This window comes from Enterococcus italicus (assembly GCF_023743875.1).
GTDB lineage: Bacteria > Bacillota > Bacilli > Lactobacillales > Enterococcaceae > Enterococcus_G > Enterococcus_G italicus.
This window is the reverse complement of the sequence record NZ_JAMRVB010000001.1, coordinates 1,041,248-1,060,550: the sequence shown is the minus strand read 5'-3', so window position 1 is coordinate 1,060,550 and position 19,303 is coordinate 1,041,248. Positions and strand designations below refer to the sequence as shown.

At 41.1% G+C, this 19,303-nt stretch carries 20 protein-coding genes; 19 read left to right on the top strand and 1 reads right to left on the bottom strand.

What is annotated here, in order from left to right; translation table 11 throughout:
• Nucleotides 1-92: 92 nt before the first annotated feature.
• From NE257_RS05105 to NE257_RS05085, 5 genes are all read left to right on the top strand, one after another.
• A complete protein-coding gene (locus tag NE257_RS05105) occupies nt 93-386 on the top strand; it encodes a hypothetical protein (protein WP_007208140.1) in 294 nt (97 codons plus the stop codon).
• 4 nt (nt 387-390) lie between these two features.
• Nucleotides 391-2,415: a cation:proton antiporter gene (locus NE257_RS05100; RefSeq protein WP_251869139.1), complete on the top strand. Its 2,025-nt coding sequence runs from the start codon at nt 391-393 to the stop codon at nt 2,413-2,415.
• Nucleotides 2,416-2,492: 77 nt separating this feature from the next.
• Nucleotides 2,493-4,376: an ABC-F family ATP-binding cassette domain-containing protein gene (locus tag NE257_RS05095; protein ID WP_251885938.1), complete on the top strand. Its 1,884-nt coding sequence runs from the start codon at nt 2,493-2,495 to the stop codon at nt 4,374-4,376.
• Between the two features lie 17 nt (nt 4,377-4,393).
• Nucleotides 4,394-5,341, top strand: a complete 948-nt coding sequence (locus NE257_RS05090; RefSeq protein WP_251885937.1) for a thymidylate synthase — start codon at nt 4,394-4,396, stop codon at nt 5,339-5,341.
• Nucleotides 5,342-5,356: 15 nt separating this feature from the next.
• Nucleotides 5,357-5,857, top strand: coding sequence for a dihydrofolate reductase (locus tag NE257_RS05085; RefSeq protein WP_251885936.1), 501 nt, complete (start codon nt 5,357-5,359; stop codon nt 5,855-5,857).
• Nucleotides 5,858-6,051: 194 nt separating this feature from the next.
• Here the strand turns inward: NE257_RS05085 and trhA are convergent, their stop codons facing one another.
• On the bottom strand, nt 6,052-6,705 hold the full coding sequence (trhA, locus tag NE257_RS05080) for a PAQR family membrane homeostasis protein TrhA (RefSeq protein ID WP_251855408.1): 654 nt from the start codon (nt 6,703-6,705) through the stop codon (nt 6,052-6,054).
• Between the two features lie 131 nt (nt 6,706-6,836).
• Between trhA and NE257_RS05075 the strand changes: the two genes are divergently transcribed.
• From NE257_RS05075 to NE257_RS05010, 14 genes are all read left to right on the top strand, one after another.
• Nucleotides 6,837-7,682 (top strand): DegV family protein, encoded by an 846-nt coding sequence (locus NE257_RS05075; RefSeq protein WP_251855409.1) that lies wholly within the window; start codon nt 6,837-6,839, stop codon nt 7,680-7,682.
• A gap of 144 nt (nt 7,683-7,826) precedes the next feature.
• Complete coding sequence (locus NE257_RS05070) at nt 7,827-8,732, top strand: SGNH/GDSL hydrolase family protein (protein ID WP_251885935.1); 906 nt, start codon at nt 7,827-7,829, stop codon at nt 8,730-8,732.
• A gap of 3 nt (nt 8,733-8,735) precedes the next feature.
• Complete coding sequence (locus NE257_RS05065) at nt 8,736-9,392, top strand: YpmS family protein (protein WP_007208148.1); 657 nt, start codon at nt 8,736-8,738, stop codon at nt 9,390-9,392.
• Nucleotides 9,393-9,404: 12 nt separating this feature from the next.
• Nucleotides 9,405-9,920 carry a peptide-methionine (S)-S-oxide reductase MsrA gene (msrA, locus tag NE257_RS05060; protein WP_007208149.1) on the top strand — a complete coding sequence of 172 codons (516 nt, stop codon included), beginning with the start codon at nt 9,405-9,407 and terminating at the stop codon, nt 9,918-9,920.
• Nucleotides 9,913-10,137, top strand: coding sequence for a YozE family protein (locus NE257_RS05055; RefSeq protein ID WP_251885934.1), 225 nt, complete (start codon nt 9,913-9,915; stop codon nt 10,135-10,137). Before msrA ends, NE257_RS05055 begins: the two co-directional genes overlap by 8 nt.
• Before the next feature lie 157 nt (nt 10,138-10,294).
• On the top strand, nt 10,295-11,713 hold the full coding sequence (locus NE257_RS05050) for a S41 family peptidase (RefSeq protein WP_251885933.1): 1,419 nt from the start codon (nt 10,295-10,297) through the stop codon (nt 11,711-11,713).
• A gap of 16 nt (nt 11,714-11,729) precedes the next feature.
• A complete protein-coding gene (lepB, locus tag NE257_RS05045; RefSeq protein WP_251885932.1) occupies nt 11,730-12,278 on the top strand; it encodes a signal peptidase I in 549 nt (182 codons plus the stop codon).
• Nucleotides 12,279-12,289: 11 nt separating this feature from the next.
• A complete protein-coding gene (ylqF, locus tag NE257_RS05040; protein ID WP_040366496.1) occupies nt 12,290-13,162 on the top strand; it encodes a ribosome biogenesis GTPase YlqF in 873 nt (290 codons plus the stop codon).
• The gene (locus tag NE257_RS05035; RefSeq protein WP_040367290.1) at nt 13,146-13,910 is read left to right on the top strand and encodes a ribonuclease HII; all 765 of its coding nucleotides are present in this window, start codon (nt 13,146-13,148) and stop codon (nt 13,908-13,910) included. The genes ylqF and NE257_RS05035 overlap by 17 nt, the downstream gene beginning before the upstream one ends.
• Nucleotides 13,911-13,966: 56 nt before the next feature.
• A complete protein-coding gene (dprA, locus tag NE257_RS05030; RefSeq protein ID WP_007208155.1) occupies nt 13,967-14,860 on the top strand; it encodes a DNA-processing protein DprA in 894 nt (297 codons plus the stop codon).
• A 129-nt stretch (nt 14,861-14,989) separates the two neighbouring features.
• Nucleotides 14,990-17,068, top strand: coding sequence for a type I DNA topoisomerase (gene topA, locus NE257_RS05025; protein ID WP_040366499.1), 2,079 nt, complete (start codon nt 14,990-14,992; stop codon nt 17,066-17,068).
• A gap of 19 nt (nt 17,069-17,087) precedes the next feature.
• Nucleotides 17,088-18,407, top strand: a complete 1,320-nt coding sequence (gene trmFO, locus NE257_RS05020) for an FADH(2)-oxidizing methylenetetrahydrofolate--tRNA-(uracil(54)-C(5))-methyltransferase TrmFO (RefSeq protein ID WP_251885931.1) — start codon at nt 17,088-17,090, stop codon at nt 18,405-18,407.
• A 29-nt stretch (nt 18,408-18,436) separates the two neighbouring features.
• Nucleotides 18,437-18,733, top strand: a complete 297-nt coding sequence (locus NE257_RS05015; protein WP_251885930.1) for a MoaF-related domain-containing protein — start codon at nt 18,437-18,439, stop codon at nt 18,731-18,733.
• Between the two features lie 174 nt (nt 18,734-18,907).
• Nucleotides 18,908-19,300 carry a hypothetical protein gene (locus NE257_RS05010; protein ID WP_007208159.1) on the top strand — a complete coding sequence of 131 codons (393 nt, stop codon included), beginning with the start codon at nt 18,908-18,910 and terminating at the stop codon, nt 19,298-19,300.
• The last annotated feature ends 3 nt before the right edge of the window (nt 19,301-19,303 follow it).

Below are 19,303 nucleotides of genomic sequence, written 5' to 3'. Positions count from 1 at the left end.
CAGTGGCTTTTTTTTGTTGCTTTTTTTCTTAATTAGGGTATACTTTTGTATTTGTGAGAACTTGAATTGTGTTTATAAGGAGTAAACGAAAAATGACAACAGAATTCGAATTGAAGCTAAAAATGCTTCATGAGCAATATGGTAATTTGACTTTAGAAGAACGTAAAGCGATGAAGGAGTGTTTGAAAAAACGTTATCCTCTAACTTTTAGAAAAACGGAAAATCTAAAGCATGATATATTACGTTTGGAAACCAAACGTTGCCAACTTGAATTAGATCCTACTCATTATCAAGAGTTAGCTGAAGTTGAGAAAAGAGTATTAGAAAAGAAAGAGGCCTTCTTCAAATTATTAAATGAAGTGAAACAAAAAGAGAGTAGGAGATGATGCAATGGAAATCATTGAGCTATTGGTCATTATTGCCATAGCCATTACTTTCTCAAATGTATTTAGTAAAGTGGTACCGACCATTCCCATCTTTATTGCCCAAATTATTTTGGGTGTCTTGTTAGGTATGACAAAATTTGCAGAACTTATTTCATTCCAGCCAGAAATTTTTTTAATTATGATTATCGCACCGTTGCTCTTTCGTGAAGGGGAAGCGGCGGATGTACCAGAAATTCTTAAAAACTTCTCAATGATTCTATTTTTAGCATTTGGCTTAGTGATTGCTACACTGGTCGGTGTTGGGTTGACCTTAAAGACCTTGATTCCATCCATTCCACTTGCTGCTTGCTTTGCTTTTGGAGCGGCGTTGGGGCCGACAGATGCAGTCGCTGTAGGGTCACTGGCTAAGCGGCTTAAAATTCCGCCACGAGTCCTTCATATCTTAGAGGGTGAAGGGTTACTAAATGATGCTTCTGGTGTAACAGCCTTCCAGTTTGCCGTTGCGGCACTGGTTACTGGCTCGTTTTCGTTGTTTCATGCATCGGTCAGTTTAGTCATCTCTAGTCTTGGGGGTGCGCTGGCAGGTTTTGTGGTCGTCTGGGTGAAGAAAAAAGTGATTCGTATGATTGAGCGTGCCTCGGCCCAGGATGTTATCGTCTATCTTTTAATTGAATTATTGTTGCCTTTTGTGGCCTATCTATTAGCCGAAGTATTCCACTGTTCAGGAATTATTGCTGCGGTGGTAGCAGGTATCTTGCAATCGATGGGTTATCGAAAAATCACTTTATTTGATGCAGAATTAGCAAATGTTTCTGAGAGTACATGGAAGACGATTAGTTTTACGTTGAATTCCCTGGTATTTCTATTTTTAGGAATTGAACTTTCAGTGGTATTTTCGCCGATTTGGCTGAGTCAAGAGTATGCAAATATGCACTTGATTTTTACCATTCTTTGCATCGCGATTATTTTATTTGTTATTCGTTTAGTCGGTATTTCATTCTTCTTTGGTGTATCAAAAGGATTTAAGAAATTGCCAACTGCGTTTAAAGAAATTTTGATCTTAACGTTCGGTGGGGTCAAAGGGACGGTCAGTTTAGCTGCGATTTTTATTTTACCAGTGACGATTAACGGTGTAGAGTTTAGTCAGCGCCCCTTGTTGTTATTTTTGACAGCTTGTGTCATTATGGTGAGTTTGCTTGGTGGGATGATTGCCTTGCCTTTCTTATCCGAGGGGGAAGCAGAGAAACCAATTGACCGCACTGAGGTGGCCATTCTTAATGAAGTAATCGAAAATCTATATTTGGATATTGAGACGCAATCCATGTCTGAACAAGAGGAGATAGCCATTGAGGCTGTGATTGATCATTATCATTCACGAGTGTGGGAATTGTACACAGAGTCAATGACTGAGTCCGAGCAACAAGAAGTTCAAGAGATTCAATCACTGATTCTATCAATCGAGCAAGATGGCTTAGATGAGGCGTATCGTAAAGGTGAAATTTCGATGAATGGGTATCGTCTGTATACACGCTTTTTAAAGCGTTATGAAACATCGATTCGTCGGCAAATTTTTTCGTTCATTAGCTTTTGGTTACTTTTTTGGCGAAGAATGTTAAGAATTACGATGCATCCTAAGCGTTTTTGGCAAAGTACGCGCCAAGATAGTCGTGTGACGATTATCCGTCGAGATATACATGATGTGCAAAAAGTCTTTTTGCAAAATAATATTTTGGTTCAGCAAAGTTTGAAAACTTTGGAGGATTTATATGATCCGACAATCGTGCAATATTTTTCTCGTAGACGAGAAGATATGAAAAAGCAAATTCATCATGTTGACTTGCCATTTTCATTTATGGTTCAGCAAGAGCCAGCTTATGCGAAAAAAATTTTACGAGGGTATTACCTAGAGCGTAAAATTATTGAGGAATACGAAGTTGCAGATCGGGTATCGATGTTTGCGGCCAATGAATACCGTCAAAAAGTGAATCTATTAGAATCATATGCGTTAAGACAGTTACAAGATGTGTAAAAAAATCGTTCGCTTTCTTTTGATAGTGAAACGATTTTTTTTGTGTGTTAAAATAGCCAAGATAGGGAGGGAACTCTTTGAAGGAATTAAAAGTGAGTAACTTAAACAAAACATTTGGCGAAAAGACTCTTTTTCAAGACTTATCGTTTTTGATTCATGAAAAGGATCGCGTGGGTTTGATAGGTGTCAATGGAACAGGGAAGTCCAGCTTGCTACGTATATTGGCAGGAATCGATGCGGGTGATGGCGATCAACAGACCATTTTTGCAGCGAAAGATTATCGCATTGGTTTTTTGGCGCAGGAGACAGTCATTGATCCGTCGTTGACTGTACTGGATGCAGTGTTTCATGGGGAAAGTGAATTGGTGCAGACAGTCCGTGCGTATGAACAAGCATTACTGGCATTAAGTGAAGAGGGTGAAAATCCGACGATCCAGGCCAATTATGCTCGGGCGGAACAAGTCATGAATGAAAAAGATGCGTGGCTTGCCGATACGAATGCCAAGAGTATTTTGCATCAGCTAGGCTTACATGAACTACAGCAACGCGTGTCTGAATTATCTGGTGGTCAAAAGAAGCGGCTTGGACTCGCACAAGTATTAATCGATGAGCCGGACTTATTGCTCTTAGATGAACCGACTAACCATCTGGACTATGAAGCCATCACGTGGTTGGAAAGTTATTTGGCACAATACAAGGGAGCTTTGATGATGGTGACCCATGATCGTTATTTTCTTGATCGAGTTGCCAATCGGATGTTTGAACTTAGTAATGGTACGCTGACGGAGTATATAGGAAATTATGAAGCCTATGTTGCACAACGAGCCGAGCGTGATCGGGTGGCTCAAGAGCAAGAGACCAAGCGCGTTCAGCTTTATAAACAAGAACTCGCTTGGATGAGAGCGGGTGCGAAGGCGCGCTCAACTAAGCAACAAGCACGCATTCAGCGTTTTGAGAATTTAGAGGAGAATCTGCATCAAGTTCAGTCGAAGGAGTCGATCGCGATTGACCTTGAAACCAAACGATTGGGGAAAAAGGTTATAGAATTAAAAGATGTCGACTTCTCTTATGAAAACAAAGCTATTTTACATGATTTTTCACTCCTTATACAGTCGAAAGAGCGGCTAGGTATTACTGGGGAAAATGGTGCAGGTAAGTCGACATTGCTTGCCATTATGAGTGGCGCTATTGAACCGCAAAGTGGTGTCGTGTCGATTGGTGAGACCGTCCGCTTAGCTTATTATCAACAACAAGGTGGCGAGATGGATCCTGATAAACGGATGATTGCCTATTTACAAGAAGTGGCCGAACAAGTACGACGGACGGATGGCACGTCAATTAGTGTGACCGAAATTTTGGAACAATTTCTGTTTCCGCGATACATGCACGGTACGAAAATTGGTAAGTTATCTGGTGGTGAACGACGACGGCTGTATCTCTTGCGTTTATTAATTGAGCAACCAAACGTTCTTTTACTTGATGAGCCGACCAATGACTTAGACATAGATACATTGACGGTGCTTGAAGATTACTTAGCTACCTTTGCTGGGGCGGTCATTACAGTTTCTCATGATCGCTACTTCCTTGATAAAGTAGCCGAAAAGCTGTTGATTTTTAATGGACAAGCAAAGATTGATACGTATTATGGCTCAATCAGAGAATATATCGACAAGCAAAAAAGTGACGCTGCAGAAGTGCAAGCGACGAAGACTGTCAAAGCAGTAGCAGAACCAATAACGAAAGAAAAGAAAAAGTTAACGTATCTGGAACAAAAAGAGTGGGAGACCATTGAAGAAGATATTGCTAGGCTAGAAGAGACCATTGAGCAATTAAAAGAAGAAATGTTGCATCAAGGATCAGATTTTACTAAGCTACAAACGATTCAAGTGACAATTGATCAATCTTCAGAGCAGCTGGAAGAAAAATACGCTCGTTGGGAATATTTGAGTGAGTTTAGTTAACTAAAAAGGAGACCAATATGGAACAAGCATACTTAGACTTAGGTCGTAAAATTTTAACCGAGGGAAACAGCAAATCAGATCGAACTGGTACTGGTACAAAAAGTATTTTCGGTCATCAGATGCGTTTTGATTTGTCAGAAGGTTTTCCTCTATTGACAACGAAGCGAGTGCCATTTGGTTTAATCAAAAGTGAATTGCTCTGGTTTATTAAAGGGGATACCAATATCCGCTACCTATTGCAGCATAATAACCATATTTGGGACGAATGGGCATTTGAAAAATATGTAGCGAGTGATTCTTATCATGGACCTGATATGACGAATTTTGGCCGAAGAAGCTTAGAGGACGATGCCTTCAACGAAGTGTACCAAAACGAATTGGCTCAGTTTTGTGAGCGAATTGTTAACGATGAGCGATTTGCTGATGAATTTGGAGATTTGGGGCATATCTATGGGTATCAGTGGCGCCATTGGGACACAGCGCAAGGTGGCTTTATTGATCAATTGCAAGATGTGATTCACCAAATTAAGCATACACCAGATTCTAGACGCATGATTGTATCTGCTTGGAATCCAGAAGATGTCCCAAGTATGGCTCTGCCACCCTGTCACACGATGTTTCAATTTTATGTTCATGAGGGGAAATTGAGTTGTCAGTTGTATCAACGTAGCGCAGATGTCTTTTTGGGCGTGCCATTTAATATTGCTAGCTACGCATTGTTGACGCATCTTATTGCCCATGAGACAAACTTACAAGTGGGCGAATTCGTCCATACACTGGGTGATGCTCATCTGTATACGAATCACTTTGACCAAATGACAGAGCAACTGACTCGTTCAGTCAGACCAGCACCGAAGTTAGTATTAAACCCAGAGAAGCAATCAATTTTTGATTTTGATGTTGCTGATATTACACTTGAGGGATATGACCCACATCCGACAATTAAAGCACCGATTGCAGTATAGAAAGGAAGTATTATCATGTTAGTAGCTTTATGGGCACAAGATGCAGATGGGTTGATTGGTAACCAAGGTACGTTACCGTGGCACTTGCCAAATGATTTGAAATTTTTTAAAGAACAAACAATAAATCACACGATTGTCATGGGGAGAAAAACTTTTGAAGGAATGGATGGCAAAGTCTTGCCAAAACGAACATCGATCGTCTTGACAAGTGACAAGGCCTATCAAGCTCCGGCTGGCGTCATCGTGATGCATACTCGCCAAGAGGTATTGGATTATGTAGCAAAAACGAACGAGCCAGTCTTTTTAATCGGCGGATCTGGTGTATTTGAAAGCTTGTTAAGTGAGTGTACGGATCTCTATCGAACGTGGATTGACCATCGTTTTTCTGGGGATGTCTATTTTCCGGAGCATGCGATTGATTGGAATGACTGGACACGGACGAAAGTCATTGAAGGAAAAGTAGACGAAGCGAATCCCTATCCGCACCGTTTTGAATTTTATCAACGAACTAAATAAAAAAGCGGATGTGAGAATTCAAAGAGGCTGAGAAAATTTTTCAGCTTTAAAAAAAGACCCTCACATTCAGAAGTTATTTCTCAAACTTTTGGATGTGAGGGTCTTTTTGGTGTAGTGGATCAATTAATCGCGCTGCTTTTAGTCAAGCTTAACAGAAAAAAATATAAAGAAACGGAATGCTCTCAGCTTTTGAATCAAGTAAAAAATAAAATGGAAAAATAAATAAAGCCAGCACCTGTCATGACAAAGAGATGCCAAATCACGTGCATAAAGCGGATATTTTTCAGACTGTAAAAGAAAGCTCCTAACGTATACGAGACGCCACCGAAAAATAACAATAAGGTTCCCGTTGTTCCAAGTGAATGGATGAGTTGAGGTGCTGCAAACACGCACAGCCATCCCATCACAATATAAATCAGGGTCGATACTTTTGAAACGGTCTGTTGCTTATGGAGGGTGAGGGACTTATAGACGATGCCTACTATCGCCATCAACCAAATAATTGAAAAGAGCGTCCAACCACGCCAACCGCCAATACTTAATAAGCAGTAGGGAGTGTAGCTTCCGGCAATCAAGAGATAGATCGAAGCATGATCGAAAACTTGAAAAACTTTTTTGGCTTTGGTGAAAATCAAGCTATGAAAAAGCGTCGAGAACAAAAAGAGTAAAATCATCATCGCGCCATATAAGGCGTATGAAACGACATGCATAGCAGAGTGCGCATGGGCTCCTTTGATTAATAGGATCACAAGTCCGGCAATGCTCAATCCTAAGCCGATACCATGCGTGCAAGCATTCAAAACTTCATTTAAGATCAGATAAGTTCGGGAATATTTTGGTGATTGCATAAAACCATCCTCTTCGTAGATCGTAATAAAATAGGTGAAAAAACAATAGTTGTCTGTTATACTGTTTTTATATAGTGCCTATCTGTAGTGTACACGAAAATAGGCTTTTTTTAAAGAGAGAGTGAACTTAGATGCGAAAAGTTAAAATTGTAACTGATTCATCTTGCACGATGGAAAAAACGACGCGCGATGAATTAGAAATTCATGTTGTTCCGTTATCGGTAATGATTGATGGCGTATTGTATACAGATGACGATCGTTTATCTGGCGAAAAATTTATGAGCATGATGAAAGAAGCCAAAGAATTACCAAAAACGAGTCAACCGCCAATCGGAAAATTCGTTGAATTATACGATGAACTAGGTGAGGACGGTAGTGAAATCTTGTCGATTCATATGACGACAGGTCTTAGCGGTACGGTCGAAGCGGCTAGACAGGCTAGTAATCTTTCTAAAAGCAAAGTGACTGTGGTCGAGACGAATATGACTGACCAAGGCTTGTCATTTCCAGTTATCCGAGCGGCACAACTGGCTAAAGAAGGCAAATCCTTAGAAGAAGTCTATGCGGAAATGGAAAATGTCTTGAAGCATACGCATTTGTTTATTGGGCTTTCTACCCTTGAAAATCTTGTAAAAGGTGGTAGAATCAGTCGAGCAACTGGGATTTTATCGAATTTATTGAATATGCGCGTGGTGATGGAATTTCGCAATTCTGAATTGGTGCCTGTCATCAAAGGGCGAGGGGCGAAGACCTTTAGTAAATGGTTCGATGAATTAAAAGACGAGTTAAAAAGTGTGCCAAATGTGAAGCAAATCGGAATCTCCTATGCAGGCGGATATGAGCAAGTCTTGAAATTCCGCGATGAACTAAAACAAATGTTCCCAGCGATGCATATACCCTTGCTGCAAACAACGCCGATTATTGCAACCCATACTGGTGAAGGTGCGTTTGCTGTTATGTACTACAGTGGAGAGTAACAACGTGAGATTATTTTTGATGTGAAAGTAAAAAGTGTATATTCGTATACACTTTTTTTGTTGAAAATATGCATTCAGGCAGAGTAGTCACATCACTTGCAATCTCTAGCAATTTTGGTAATGTAAGGAAACAGAGGTGAGCGTATGAGTAAGAAAAAATCTCTCTTTGGATGGTTGTTTTTTTTCGTCTTTGTTACAGTGGTGGCTTTTTTAGCTACGACTTGGTTGTTACCAAAGGAATCAACGAAACTTGAACAGGCGACAGCTGAAAAAGTCCAAGCAAGCAATCAAAAGACGAGTATTCAATATGTAGCAATTGGTGATTCTTTGACGCAAGGTGTAGGTGATGAGACACAACAGGGTGGTTTTGTTTCATTAGTGGCCGATAAACTAAAGGATCAGTATGACCTAGCGACCGTCCATGCTCAAAATGAAGGTGTCGCTGGCGAGCGTAGTGATCAAATTTTAAAGCGGATCAATCAAGATGAAGCATTGCAAAAAGAAATTAGCGAGGCTGATTTTATTACCGCGACTTTTGGCGGCAATGACTTGTTAAAAGTAATTCAAAAAAATATCCTTTCTCTTTCAGTGAAAACGATTGAAAATTCCGAGGCTAGTTATCAAAAGAATAGCCTAGCGTTACTTGAGCGCATTCGGGAATTAAATCCGACCGCACCAGTCTATATCTTAGGTATTTACAATCCATTTTATTTGAATTTTCCGGAAATCACAGACCTACAGACCGTCGTCGATAATTGGAACGATGCCATAGAGGAGGTTGTTGATGATCAAAGCAATATGTACTTTATTCCAATCAATGATCTTTTATATAAGGGTGTGGATAATAAAGTCGGCATTACCAAGACCAGTGACTCAGAGACTTCATCAACTAGTGAGACGACCAGTGATGAAACGAGTGGTACAGTGGAAAACAACGCCTTATATGAAGGGGATAAGTTTCATCCGAATGCGATTGGCTATCAACTGATGGCCAAAGTTGTGAAGGATGAATTAGTGAAAACGAAGTCCCATTGGCTAATAAAGGAGTAACCGATGAAGAAAACAAGAATCAGTCAAACCAATAAGAATCAAACGACGAGTAAATCATTTTCATTTAAAAAAATCAATGGCTGGATGGTCGCTTTTTTCGTTCTTTTAGGTGTCGTAGTAGGATCAGGAATTGTGGTTGCCAACCGCGTATTAGAGCCTAGAGAGGTGCTTACGAGCAACTCAGCCAAATTAGTCGAACGCGATGGCAGTCCCGTGGTCACGATTGAAAGTACGAAACAACAAGTGAACGAACTTATCGCCTTTTACCTTCAAGATTACAGTGAAAAATCTGGTTTAGACTACACTTTCACTTTGGAAAACCAAGCGTTGCTGAATGGGCAATTCAAAGTGTTAGGGATGCCGGTGAACTTTTATTTGTATTTTGACCCTTATGTCATGGAGAATGGTAATGTCCAACTAAAGGCGAAAAGTCTATCGATTGGGACGTTAGGCGTGCCAATTAAAGAAGTCATGAAATTGGTTAAGCGTAGCTACAAATTGCCTTCATGGATTGAAATCAAGCCGTCAGATGGCACGGTATTGATTCGATTGGATCAATTTCGCATGCAAAATGGCTTGTTTATCAAAGCTGAAAAAATTGATTTAGTTGACGATGAAATAAAGGCAAGTTTATACTTACCAGCATCGGATGAAAAATAGGAGGAATGAACAATGGAACAAGCAATATTTGCGGGTGGCTGTTTTTGGTGTATGGTGAAGCCATTTGATGAACACCCAGGAATTTATTCAGTCGTATCAGGTTACACAGGAGGACACGTACCTAATCCTACCTATGAGCAAGTCTGCACACATACGACAGGTCATACAGAAGCTGTCGAGATTGTATTTGACCCAGCAGTTATTAGCTATGAGGAGCTTGTGACGATTTATTGGCAGCAAACGGATCCGACCGATGCATTCGGTCAATTTCAAGATCGTGGTGACAACTACCGCCCAGTTATTTTTTATTTAAATGAAGAGCAACGAGTTATCGCTGAAAGAAGCAAACAAGAGCTACAAGCGAGTGGACGTTATAGCCAGCCAATCGTGACTACGATTGAACCAGCTGCACCTTTTTATCCAGCTGAGATGTATCATCAAGCGTATTACAAAAAAAATCCAGCGAATTTTGCACGCAACCATGCCTTACGTGCGCAGTACTTAGAAGGAATTTGGGGCCATGACTAGAAGTTTTTACCATTATATTCTTACGTTGCGTGGAAATAATCCAGACGATGCGCTTCAAGTGCTTGCCCATGACATTGCTTGTGATCAACAATTTCCCAAGCAGAGTGAGGAGTACCATGAAATTTCTAGTTACTTGGAGATGAATGCTGATTATTTGTCAACGATGACTATCTTTGATCAGTCATGGGAGCTATACCTTGATCATAATCAAACGTAAGGCTAAGAGAAATTCGTTTCGCTAAACGATGAAACAAGTCGAGAACTTTTTATCTGTTTCGTGGCAAATGACAACAGACAGATAAGAAGTTCTCTTTTTCTTTTGTTTCACGCGTGGTAGTATAGTAAAGAAGTCTGGTGTTGGGAGAGTGAATGGTATGGTTAAGAAGGTATCTTATCGGGTGTTTTTAGGATCGTTGGTCGCAACGGCAGGATTGTCTGCGGGTGGGATGTATGTTTATATGGATAACCAGGCTGAGCAAACGCAAGTCACGACTGAAAGTCAAGGGGAGCTTTCAAAGGTGCAGGCACTGTATGAGTTATTGCAGACGAGCTATTATCAAAAGGTCGACACTACGGCCTTAATTGACGGTGCATTAAAAGGGATGACCGATTCATTGGATGATCCTTATACCACATATCTAGAAAAATCAGATGCCAAAGATTTATCGCAGTCTTTAGCGGATAGTTTTGAAGGAATTGGTGCGACGTTGACATTGGTGGATGGGGTACCGCAGATTGCACAGGCACCGATTAAGGGCAGTCCAGCTGAAGAAGGCGGCCTTCAAGCCGGCGATTTCATTCTTTCAGTGGATGGCAAGTCCACCTCGGGCCAAACACTGACCGAGGTCGTTAGCAGTATTCGTGGGAAAAAAGGGACCGATGTTGTTTTGGTTTTACAACGAGATACCGAGCAATACACCGCGACCTTAACCAGAGATACGATTCCGATGACGACGGTCACAAGCTCTATCGATACAAAAAACCCAACGATCGGCAAGCTGTTTGTCAGCACCTTTGCAGAAAAAACAGCCTCAGAATTCAAAGAAGCCATTATTGCGTTGAGAAAACAAGGCGCGACACAATTTGTGATTGATTTAAGACAAAATCCAGGCGGACTACTCGATCAAGTGGAACAAATGGCAAGTATGTTTTTAAAAGATCAAGCTGTCATTTTACAGCTTGAGGATCGTTCTGGAACTAGTGAAAAAGTAGTCGCTTCAAGTGAACTCGATGAAGGATTTAAAGTGACAGAGCCGTCTGTTGTGTTAGTCGACAAAGGGAGTGCTTCAGCCTCTGAGATCTTTGCCGGGGCCGTAAGTGAATCGGCGGACATCCCACTGGTTGGAACGAAGACTTTTGGTAAAGGAACAGTCCAAACCATTAGTCAATATTCTGATGGTAGTGAAGTCAAACTAACCATCAAGAAATGGCTGACACCTAAGAAAGAATGGATTCATGAAAAAGGTATTACCCCGAACTATGAAGTCGATTATCCGGCCTATGTCTATGCTACACCATTACCGACAGATATAGAGATGGCATTAGGGCTTGAGTCCAGCAATGTAAAAAGCTTAAATACGTATTTAGCTGGATTGGGTTACAAAACGAGAGGCGACAAGTATACAGAGGAAACCCAAGCGGCTGTAAAAGACATTCAGAAGAAAAAGCAACTGACAGTGACCGGCATCGTGGACAAGAAAACAGCCGAAGCAATCTCACAAGCTGCAGCGGATCAATTAAAAACAAACGATGACATGATGAACAAAGCGATTGACGTATTAAAGAACGAATAGAAAGGAGAATCTGATAATGAAATGGCCAGTGAAAGTAGATCGGTTTTGGTTCTATTTTAAATTTAGTTTGTTAGCATTAGCCATTGCGCTTGTTATCAGAGGATTCTTACTCATTCCGATTCAAGTTGAAGGGAAGTCCATGCAGTTGACGCTTAAAAAAAATGACTGGGCGGTCGTAGAAAATGTTACGACGATTCACCGCTTTGATATTGTAGTCTTTCGCTTAGCTGATGGAGATACGTATATTAAGCGCGTGATAGGTTTACCGGGTGAATCGATTGCCTATGTCGATGATCAACTGTATGTCGATGGGAAAAAGATAGACGAACCTTACTTAGCAGAAAATCAAGAAAAGATTCACGATCAAAATCCTTATACGAATAACTTTTCGTTGAACGATTTATTAGATGTGAAAAAATTAGGAAAAGACAGTTATTTTGTGATGGGGGATAATCGGCGAGTTTCCAAAGACAGTCGCTCATTTGGCGCTGTGTCTGCTGACGATATTATTGGCAAGGCAGTCTTTGTCTATTATCCACTCCCTGATATAAAATGGGTACATTAGGAGGAACATACATGGCAATTCAATGGTTTCCAGGGCATATGGCCAAAGCCAGAAGAGAAGTAGGAGAAAAAATAAAGTTTGTTGATTTGGTATTTGAATTGGTGGATGCTCGTTTACCACTTTCATCTCGAAACCCAATGCTCGATCAAATTGTGCAACACAAACCACGCGTTGTTCTATTAAATAAGGCTGACTTAGCAGATGAGAGTCAGACAAGAAAATGGCAGGCGTATTTTGAATCACTAGGGTATGAAACATTGGCTTGTAATGCCAAAGAAACCAATACCACCAAAGCAGTCTTGGCGAAAGCCAAACGGACATTAAAAGAAAAACGAGCACGTGATTTGGAGCGAGGCATCCAAGCACGCGCCATTCGAGCGATGGTATTGGGTATTCCTAACGTAGGGAAATCGACGATCATGAATCGCTTGGTAGGGAAAAAGATTGCCCAAACTGGTAACAAGCCAGGGGTCACCAAAGGGCAGCAATGGCTAAGGGTCGGTAATGAATTGGAGTTATTGGATACCCCAGGGATATTATGGCCTAAATTTGAGGACCAAGAAATCGGTAAAAAATTAGCGTTAACAGGTGCGATTAAAGATCAATTGCTCCATCTAGATGATATAGCCTTATATGGGCTGGAGTTCTTTACTACCTACTATCCTGGCCGTATTAGTCAACGCTATGGTTTGAAGATAGAGGATGAGCAATTGCCGGTACCAGACTTACTGATGAGTGTGACAAAGAAAATGGGCTTAAGAGAAGATTATGAACGGGCGAGTGAGCGCTTTTTATTAGAAGTTCGTCAAGGGAAGCTGGGTCGATTTACGCTAGATCGAGCAGATGAACAAGAAAGTGAGTCCCATGATGAAGCAATCGATTGAGCAAATCAAACAATACTTTCAAGATCATCCGTTACTTACTGATGATAAGCTAGCTGAACTCGCAAACGATGAACGCAAAGGTGTTCAAACACTTCTTTCTCGTTATAATAAAGAACAAGCTAAAAAGCAAGCACTAGTTGATCGCTTCGAGCGGATGTCGGAATTTGAAAAAATCGCTTGGAGCAAAGGTGCCCAAGCGGTGGCAGGGATTGATGAGGTAGGTCGGGGACCATTAGCTGGGCCAGTCGTCGCTGCTGCTGTGATCTTACCGCCAGCTAGGCAATTCTTAGGGCTAAATGACTCAAAGCAAGTGCCAGAAGCGCAACGTGAAGCACTCTTTCAAGCAATTAGCGAGCAAGCGATTGCGATTGGCATTGGTATTATTTCCCCACAGTGCATAGATGAAGTGAATATTTATGAAGCAAGTAAGTTAGCGATGATGGAGGCGATTGAACACTTGTCAACTCCTGCTGATTACTTGTTAATTGATGCCATGACACTGCCAATCAATCTTCCTCAAGAGAAGTTAATTAAAGGCGATGCACGCTCAAATTCAATCGCAGCAGCCAGTATCATCGCTAAAGTCACGCGTGACCGGATGATGAAGCAATACGCTATCGAGTATCCAGGCTATGACTTTGAGCATAATGCTGGCTATGGCACCGCGAAACATCTTGCAGGATTAAAAGCTAATGGGATTACGCCAATCCATCGTAAAAGCTTCGCACCAGTCAAAAATTATTGTTAACATTCTCCATTTTGCGTAGTTATTTATGAATAATTATGTGAAAAGGAGTTTTTTTGATGAAACGGACACTTTCGCTTGAAAGAAAATTATTATTTAAGTTGGCTTTGTGTGAAGGGATTGGATTAGTAGGAAAGAGTCGGATTTTTAATATAGCTCAAGAATTAGAGACGACAGAGTTTACGATACAAGAATTATGTCAAATAGCGCAACTGACAAAAAGCAAGCAAACATTCCAGGCAAGCTGGTCGCGACTAACAGATGAGTGGGTGGACGAACAAGCACGCAACCAGCCCTTTATTACTATTCTTGATAATGTGTACCCAAATCAACTGAAACAAATGGCGTATCCGCCACAAGTTTTGTTTTATGAAGGACGTTTGGACCTGTTGAATCATCAGCGTTTACTGGGATTTGTCGGTGCACGTGCAGCCACTTCCTATGCGTATAAAGTGGTCCACTCCTTATTACCGCCGTTGATTGATGCCAATAATGTCATTGTGAGTGGCTTAGCTAAAGGTGTGGATCAATGGAGCCATCAAGCGACAATTGCTGGCGGAGGACATACAATCGGCGTGATTGGTACAGGTTTAGATTACTGTTATCCTAGAGAGGCATTTCCGATCTTTTCAGAGATGAAAAAGCATCATTTAGTCATCAGTGAATACCCTGTCGGTACACCACCAAGAAAACATCATTTTCCAATGCGTAATCGGATCATTGCTGGATTAGCAGATGCCGTAGTAGTTATTGAAGCAAAAGAACGCAGTGGCGCACTTATTACTGCTCAATTGGCGATGGAATTTGGTCGTGATGTCTTTGCTGTGCCAGGAGATATTTTATCGGGCCAATCACAAGGCTGTCATCAACTAATTTTAGATGGTGCGGTTTGTATGACAGATAGTAAAATGCTGCTCGATGAAGTCCGATTTTTCCGAGAAAAAGCAGAATGAACAGAAAAAAACAATGGCGCTATTCTTGACAAACAGATTTCTAATGGATATGATAGGCTACGATTTATCGCTATGAGCAAGTGGTCCATTATATAGTAGAAATTTTTTATGGGAAGGAGCCATTTTTTTATGGCATATAAGTACTTAGTCATTGTAGAATCACCAGCTAAAGCCAAAACAATCGAAAAATATCTCGGTAGAAACTATAAAGTCGTAGCTAGTGTCGGACATATTCGTGACTTACCTAAAAGTAAAATGGGGATTGATGTGGAGAACAACTACGAGCCTCATTACATTTCGATTCGTGGTAAGGGAGATATCATCAAAAATCTGCGAAGCGCAGCTAAAAAAGCACAAAAAGTCTATCTCGCAAGTGACCCGGATAGAGAAGGGGAAGCCATTGCTTGGCATTTGGCGTTTTTGCTCGGCTTGGATTTGAATGATAAAAATCGGGTAGTATTCAATGAAATTACGAAAGATGCTGTAAAAGCAGCCTTTAAAGAGCCTCGCTCCATAAATTTAAATCTTGTTGACGCACAACAAGCGCGTCGGGTGCTGGATCGTTTGGTAGGGTATTCAATTAGCCCAATCTTATGGAAAAAAGTCAAAAAAGGCTTGAGTGCTGGTCGGGTACAGTCTGTAGCGTTAAAAATGATTATCGACCGCGAGAAAGAGATTCGGAAATTTGAACCAGAAGAATATTGGAGCATTGACGGTAATTTTAAAAAAGAAAAGAAAAAATTTAAAGCGAACTTTTGGGGTGTGGATGGCAAGAAGCGTAAACTAAGCACAGCTGCGGATGTGAAAGAAGTGACGCAAAAAATCACCTCTAAAGACTACGACGTTACCAAAGTTGAAAAACAAGAGCGCAAACGCAATCCAGCAGCACCGTTTACGACAAGTAGTATGCAACAAGAAGCAGCTCGTAAGTTGAATTTCCGGACGAGAAAGACCATGATGGTAGCACAACAACTCTATGAAGGAATTGCATTAGGAAAACAAGGGACTGTCGGCTTGATTACTTATATGCGTACCGATTCTAAGCGTATCGCGGACTCAGCGAAACAAGAAGCAGCGACTTTTATTGAAGAAACGTATGGCAGTGAATACGCAGCACACTCAAATAAGGCGATCAAAAATGCGCAAGGTGCACAAGATGCCCATGAAGCTATTCGACCAACAAGCGCACTCCGGACACCTGAGCAAATGGAAACATATTTAGACAAGGATCAAATGAAATTATATCGGTTAATTTGGTCACGTTTTGTGGCTAGTCAAATGAAACCAGCAATTTTGGACACAATGAAGGTGACGCTTGTTCAAAATGGTGTGACGTTTATTGCCAATGGTTCTAAAATAAAATTCCACGGATTTATGAAAGTCTATGTCGAAGGACGAGACGATGGCAAAGAAGACAAAGAAAATATTTTGCCAGAGTTGCTCGAAGGAGACAAGGTTCAATCTGTTGATATCGAGCCAAAACAACACTTTACCCAACCACCGGCCCGATTTAGTGAAGCGACATTGATTCGTACATTGGAAGAAAATGGTGTCGGTCGACCATCGACCTATGCACCAACTTTGGATACCATTCAACGACGTTACTATGTCAAATTAGCTCAAAAGCGCTTTGAACCAACTGAACTTGGCGAAATTGTAAATGGGCTAATTGAGGAATTTTTCCCACGTATTGTAGACAGTCATTTTACGGCTGAGATGGAAAAAGACTTAGATAGTGTGGAAGAAGGCAAGGAGCAATGGATCAAAGTTGTAGATCGTTTCTATCGACCGTTTGAGACAGAGTTAACCAAAGCCGAAGAAGGTATTGAAAAAATTCAGATCAAGGATGAACCGGCAGGATTTGACTGTGAACTATGTGGGCATCCGATGGTCATTAAATTAGGCAAATATGGTAAATTTTACGCTTGTAGTAATTTCCCAGATTGCCGTAATACAAAACCAATCATCAAAGAGATTGGAGTGGAATGTCCAGTCTGTCACCAAGGTCAAGTAGTTGAGCGGAAATCTAAGAAGAACCGAATTTTCTATGGTTGTAGCAATTACCCGACGTGTGAATTTACGTCATGGGATAAACCAGTGGGGCGTTCTTGTCCAAAATGTGACCATTATTTAGTTGAGAAAAAAGTGAAGGGCGGCAAGCAAGTCATCTGTCCTGAAGGGGATTATGAAGAAGCAGTCCAAAAATAGAAAGTATGAGGAGTTATCTATGGAAAGTGTAAATGTTATTGGAGCCGGACTGGCTGGAAGTGAAGCTGCATGGCAAGTAGCCCAAGCAGGTGTACCTGTGCGCTTATATGAAATGCGCCCAGTGAAGTCAACAGAGGCTCATCATACAGCAAATTTTGCGGAATTGGTTTGTTCCAATTCTTTACGTGGCAATAGCCTAGCAAATGCGGTCGGTGTTTTGAAAGAAGAGATGCGTCGTTTACATTCGGTCGTAATTACTTCAGCCGATCAAACAGCTGTGCCAGCTGGCGGAGCGTTAGCTGTGGACCGCGATTCATTTTCTGAATTGATTACTAAACGCGTCAAAGATCATCCGCTAGTGACCGTCATTAGTGAGGAAATTACTGAGATTCCAGCAGGCTTAACGATTATCGCGACTGGCCCACTAACTTCAGCACCACTAGCCCAAGCAATTCGTGAGTTTAACGGATCGGATGGATTTTATTTTTATGATGCGGCGGCACCTATCATAGACAAAAACTCCATCGACATGAATAAAGTCTACTTGAAGTCAAGATATGATAAAGGGGAAGCTGCTTACTTAAATTGTCCAATGACCAAAGAAGAGTTCGAGGCTTTTCGTGAGGAACTCATTCATGCGGAAGTGGCACCTTTAAAAGAATTTGAAAAGGAAAAATATTTTGAAGGCTGTATGCCAATCGAAGTGATGGCTAACCGTGGTCCGAAAACAATGTTATTTGGACCAATGAAACCGGTTGGATTGGAAGATCCTAAGACAGGCAAACGGCCATATGCTGTCATTCAATTACGACAAGATAATGCGGTGGCTTCACTGTATAATATCGTTGGCTTCCAAACACACCTGAAATGGGGTGAACAAAAGCGGGTCTTTCGCATGATTCCGGGCTTAGAAAATGCCGAAATCGTTCGCTATGGTGTGATGCATCGCAATAGCTTTATGAACGCGCCTGAATTGCTACAACAAACGTATCAATCTCGTTTGCGGGATGACTTGTTCTTTGCTGGTCAAATGACAGGAGTCGAAGGATATGTCGAAAGTGCAGCGAGCGGACTAGTAGCTGGGATGAATGCTGCTCGCCTTGCTAAAGGGCAAGAGCCAATTATTTTCCCACAAGAGACAGCAATTGGTTCAATGGCGTATTACATTACACATGCTTCTGGCAAACACTTCCAACCAATGAATGCCAACTTTGGTCTATTTCCTGAATTACCAGAGCGGATTCGCGACAAAAAAGGTCGTTATGAAGCATTGGCTAATCGGGCATTGACTGCGTTGGAAGAAGTAACAAAAGAAACAACGGCTACAAATCCTGCTTGAGCAATGCATGACAATAGGAGTGTAGAACAATGACAAAACTTGATTTTATCGGTCAAGATTATTTATTTGATTTTGGAGAAAACGCAAAGTATCAATTACATTTTGAGAATGAAGACGAGTTAACTGTGACAGTTGTAGAAGATGCGAATTATGCTGCACGAACGGTGAATCACTTTAAGCCACAAATCACCCATTTACAAGATACGTTGTATTTGATTACTTGGGTAGAAGAAGATACAGGCAATACAGTGACGCATATCGATGCTTTTGTTCGTGGTATTTCTTATACGAACATCACAGATTTGGCTCCAAAAAGTTTTTGGTGACTAAAAGGTTTGACCACAAAGGAAACTAGTATCGTTCATCACTACAGGAATTGTTTTAAATTCAAAAATAACCACAGGAATCGCTTCCTGTGGTTATTTTTTATTTTTTGATACTCCTTGTCATGGAACGTGGCTTAAGCTATGATGACTATATAGAGAGGACTGGGATGCACGATGATCGAACAACTAATGAATTCGCTTAACCAACTGACTGATACTGCGAGATATGGTGCGTATGCTATTTTGCTAGTGACCGCTTTGATACTTTTTTCGCTCATATTGATGCCGTTTATGTATCTTTACAATCGGCTGACCGACAAAAATCAATCGAATGTGTTGGCGCAAAAAGATTATGTTATTGGGGAATTGACGGAAAGAATTAGTGGAGATTCCTTTGGGGAAGTACGTGAAATCGGAAGTGGGGATGCATCGAGTGTCTATCCAGCACGATTCTATAGAGAAGAAGATCGACAAAAGCAACAAGGCTTGCCAGTTGGAACCAAAGTACTAATTATTGATTTTGATCAAGCTGGTGTGGCATTGGTAGTAAAAGCAACTAATTATTAAGGG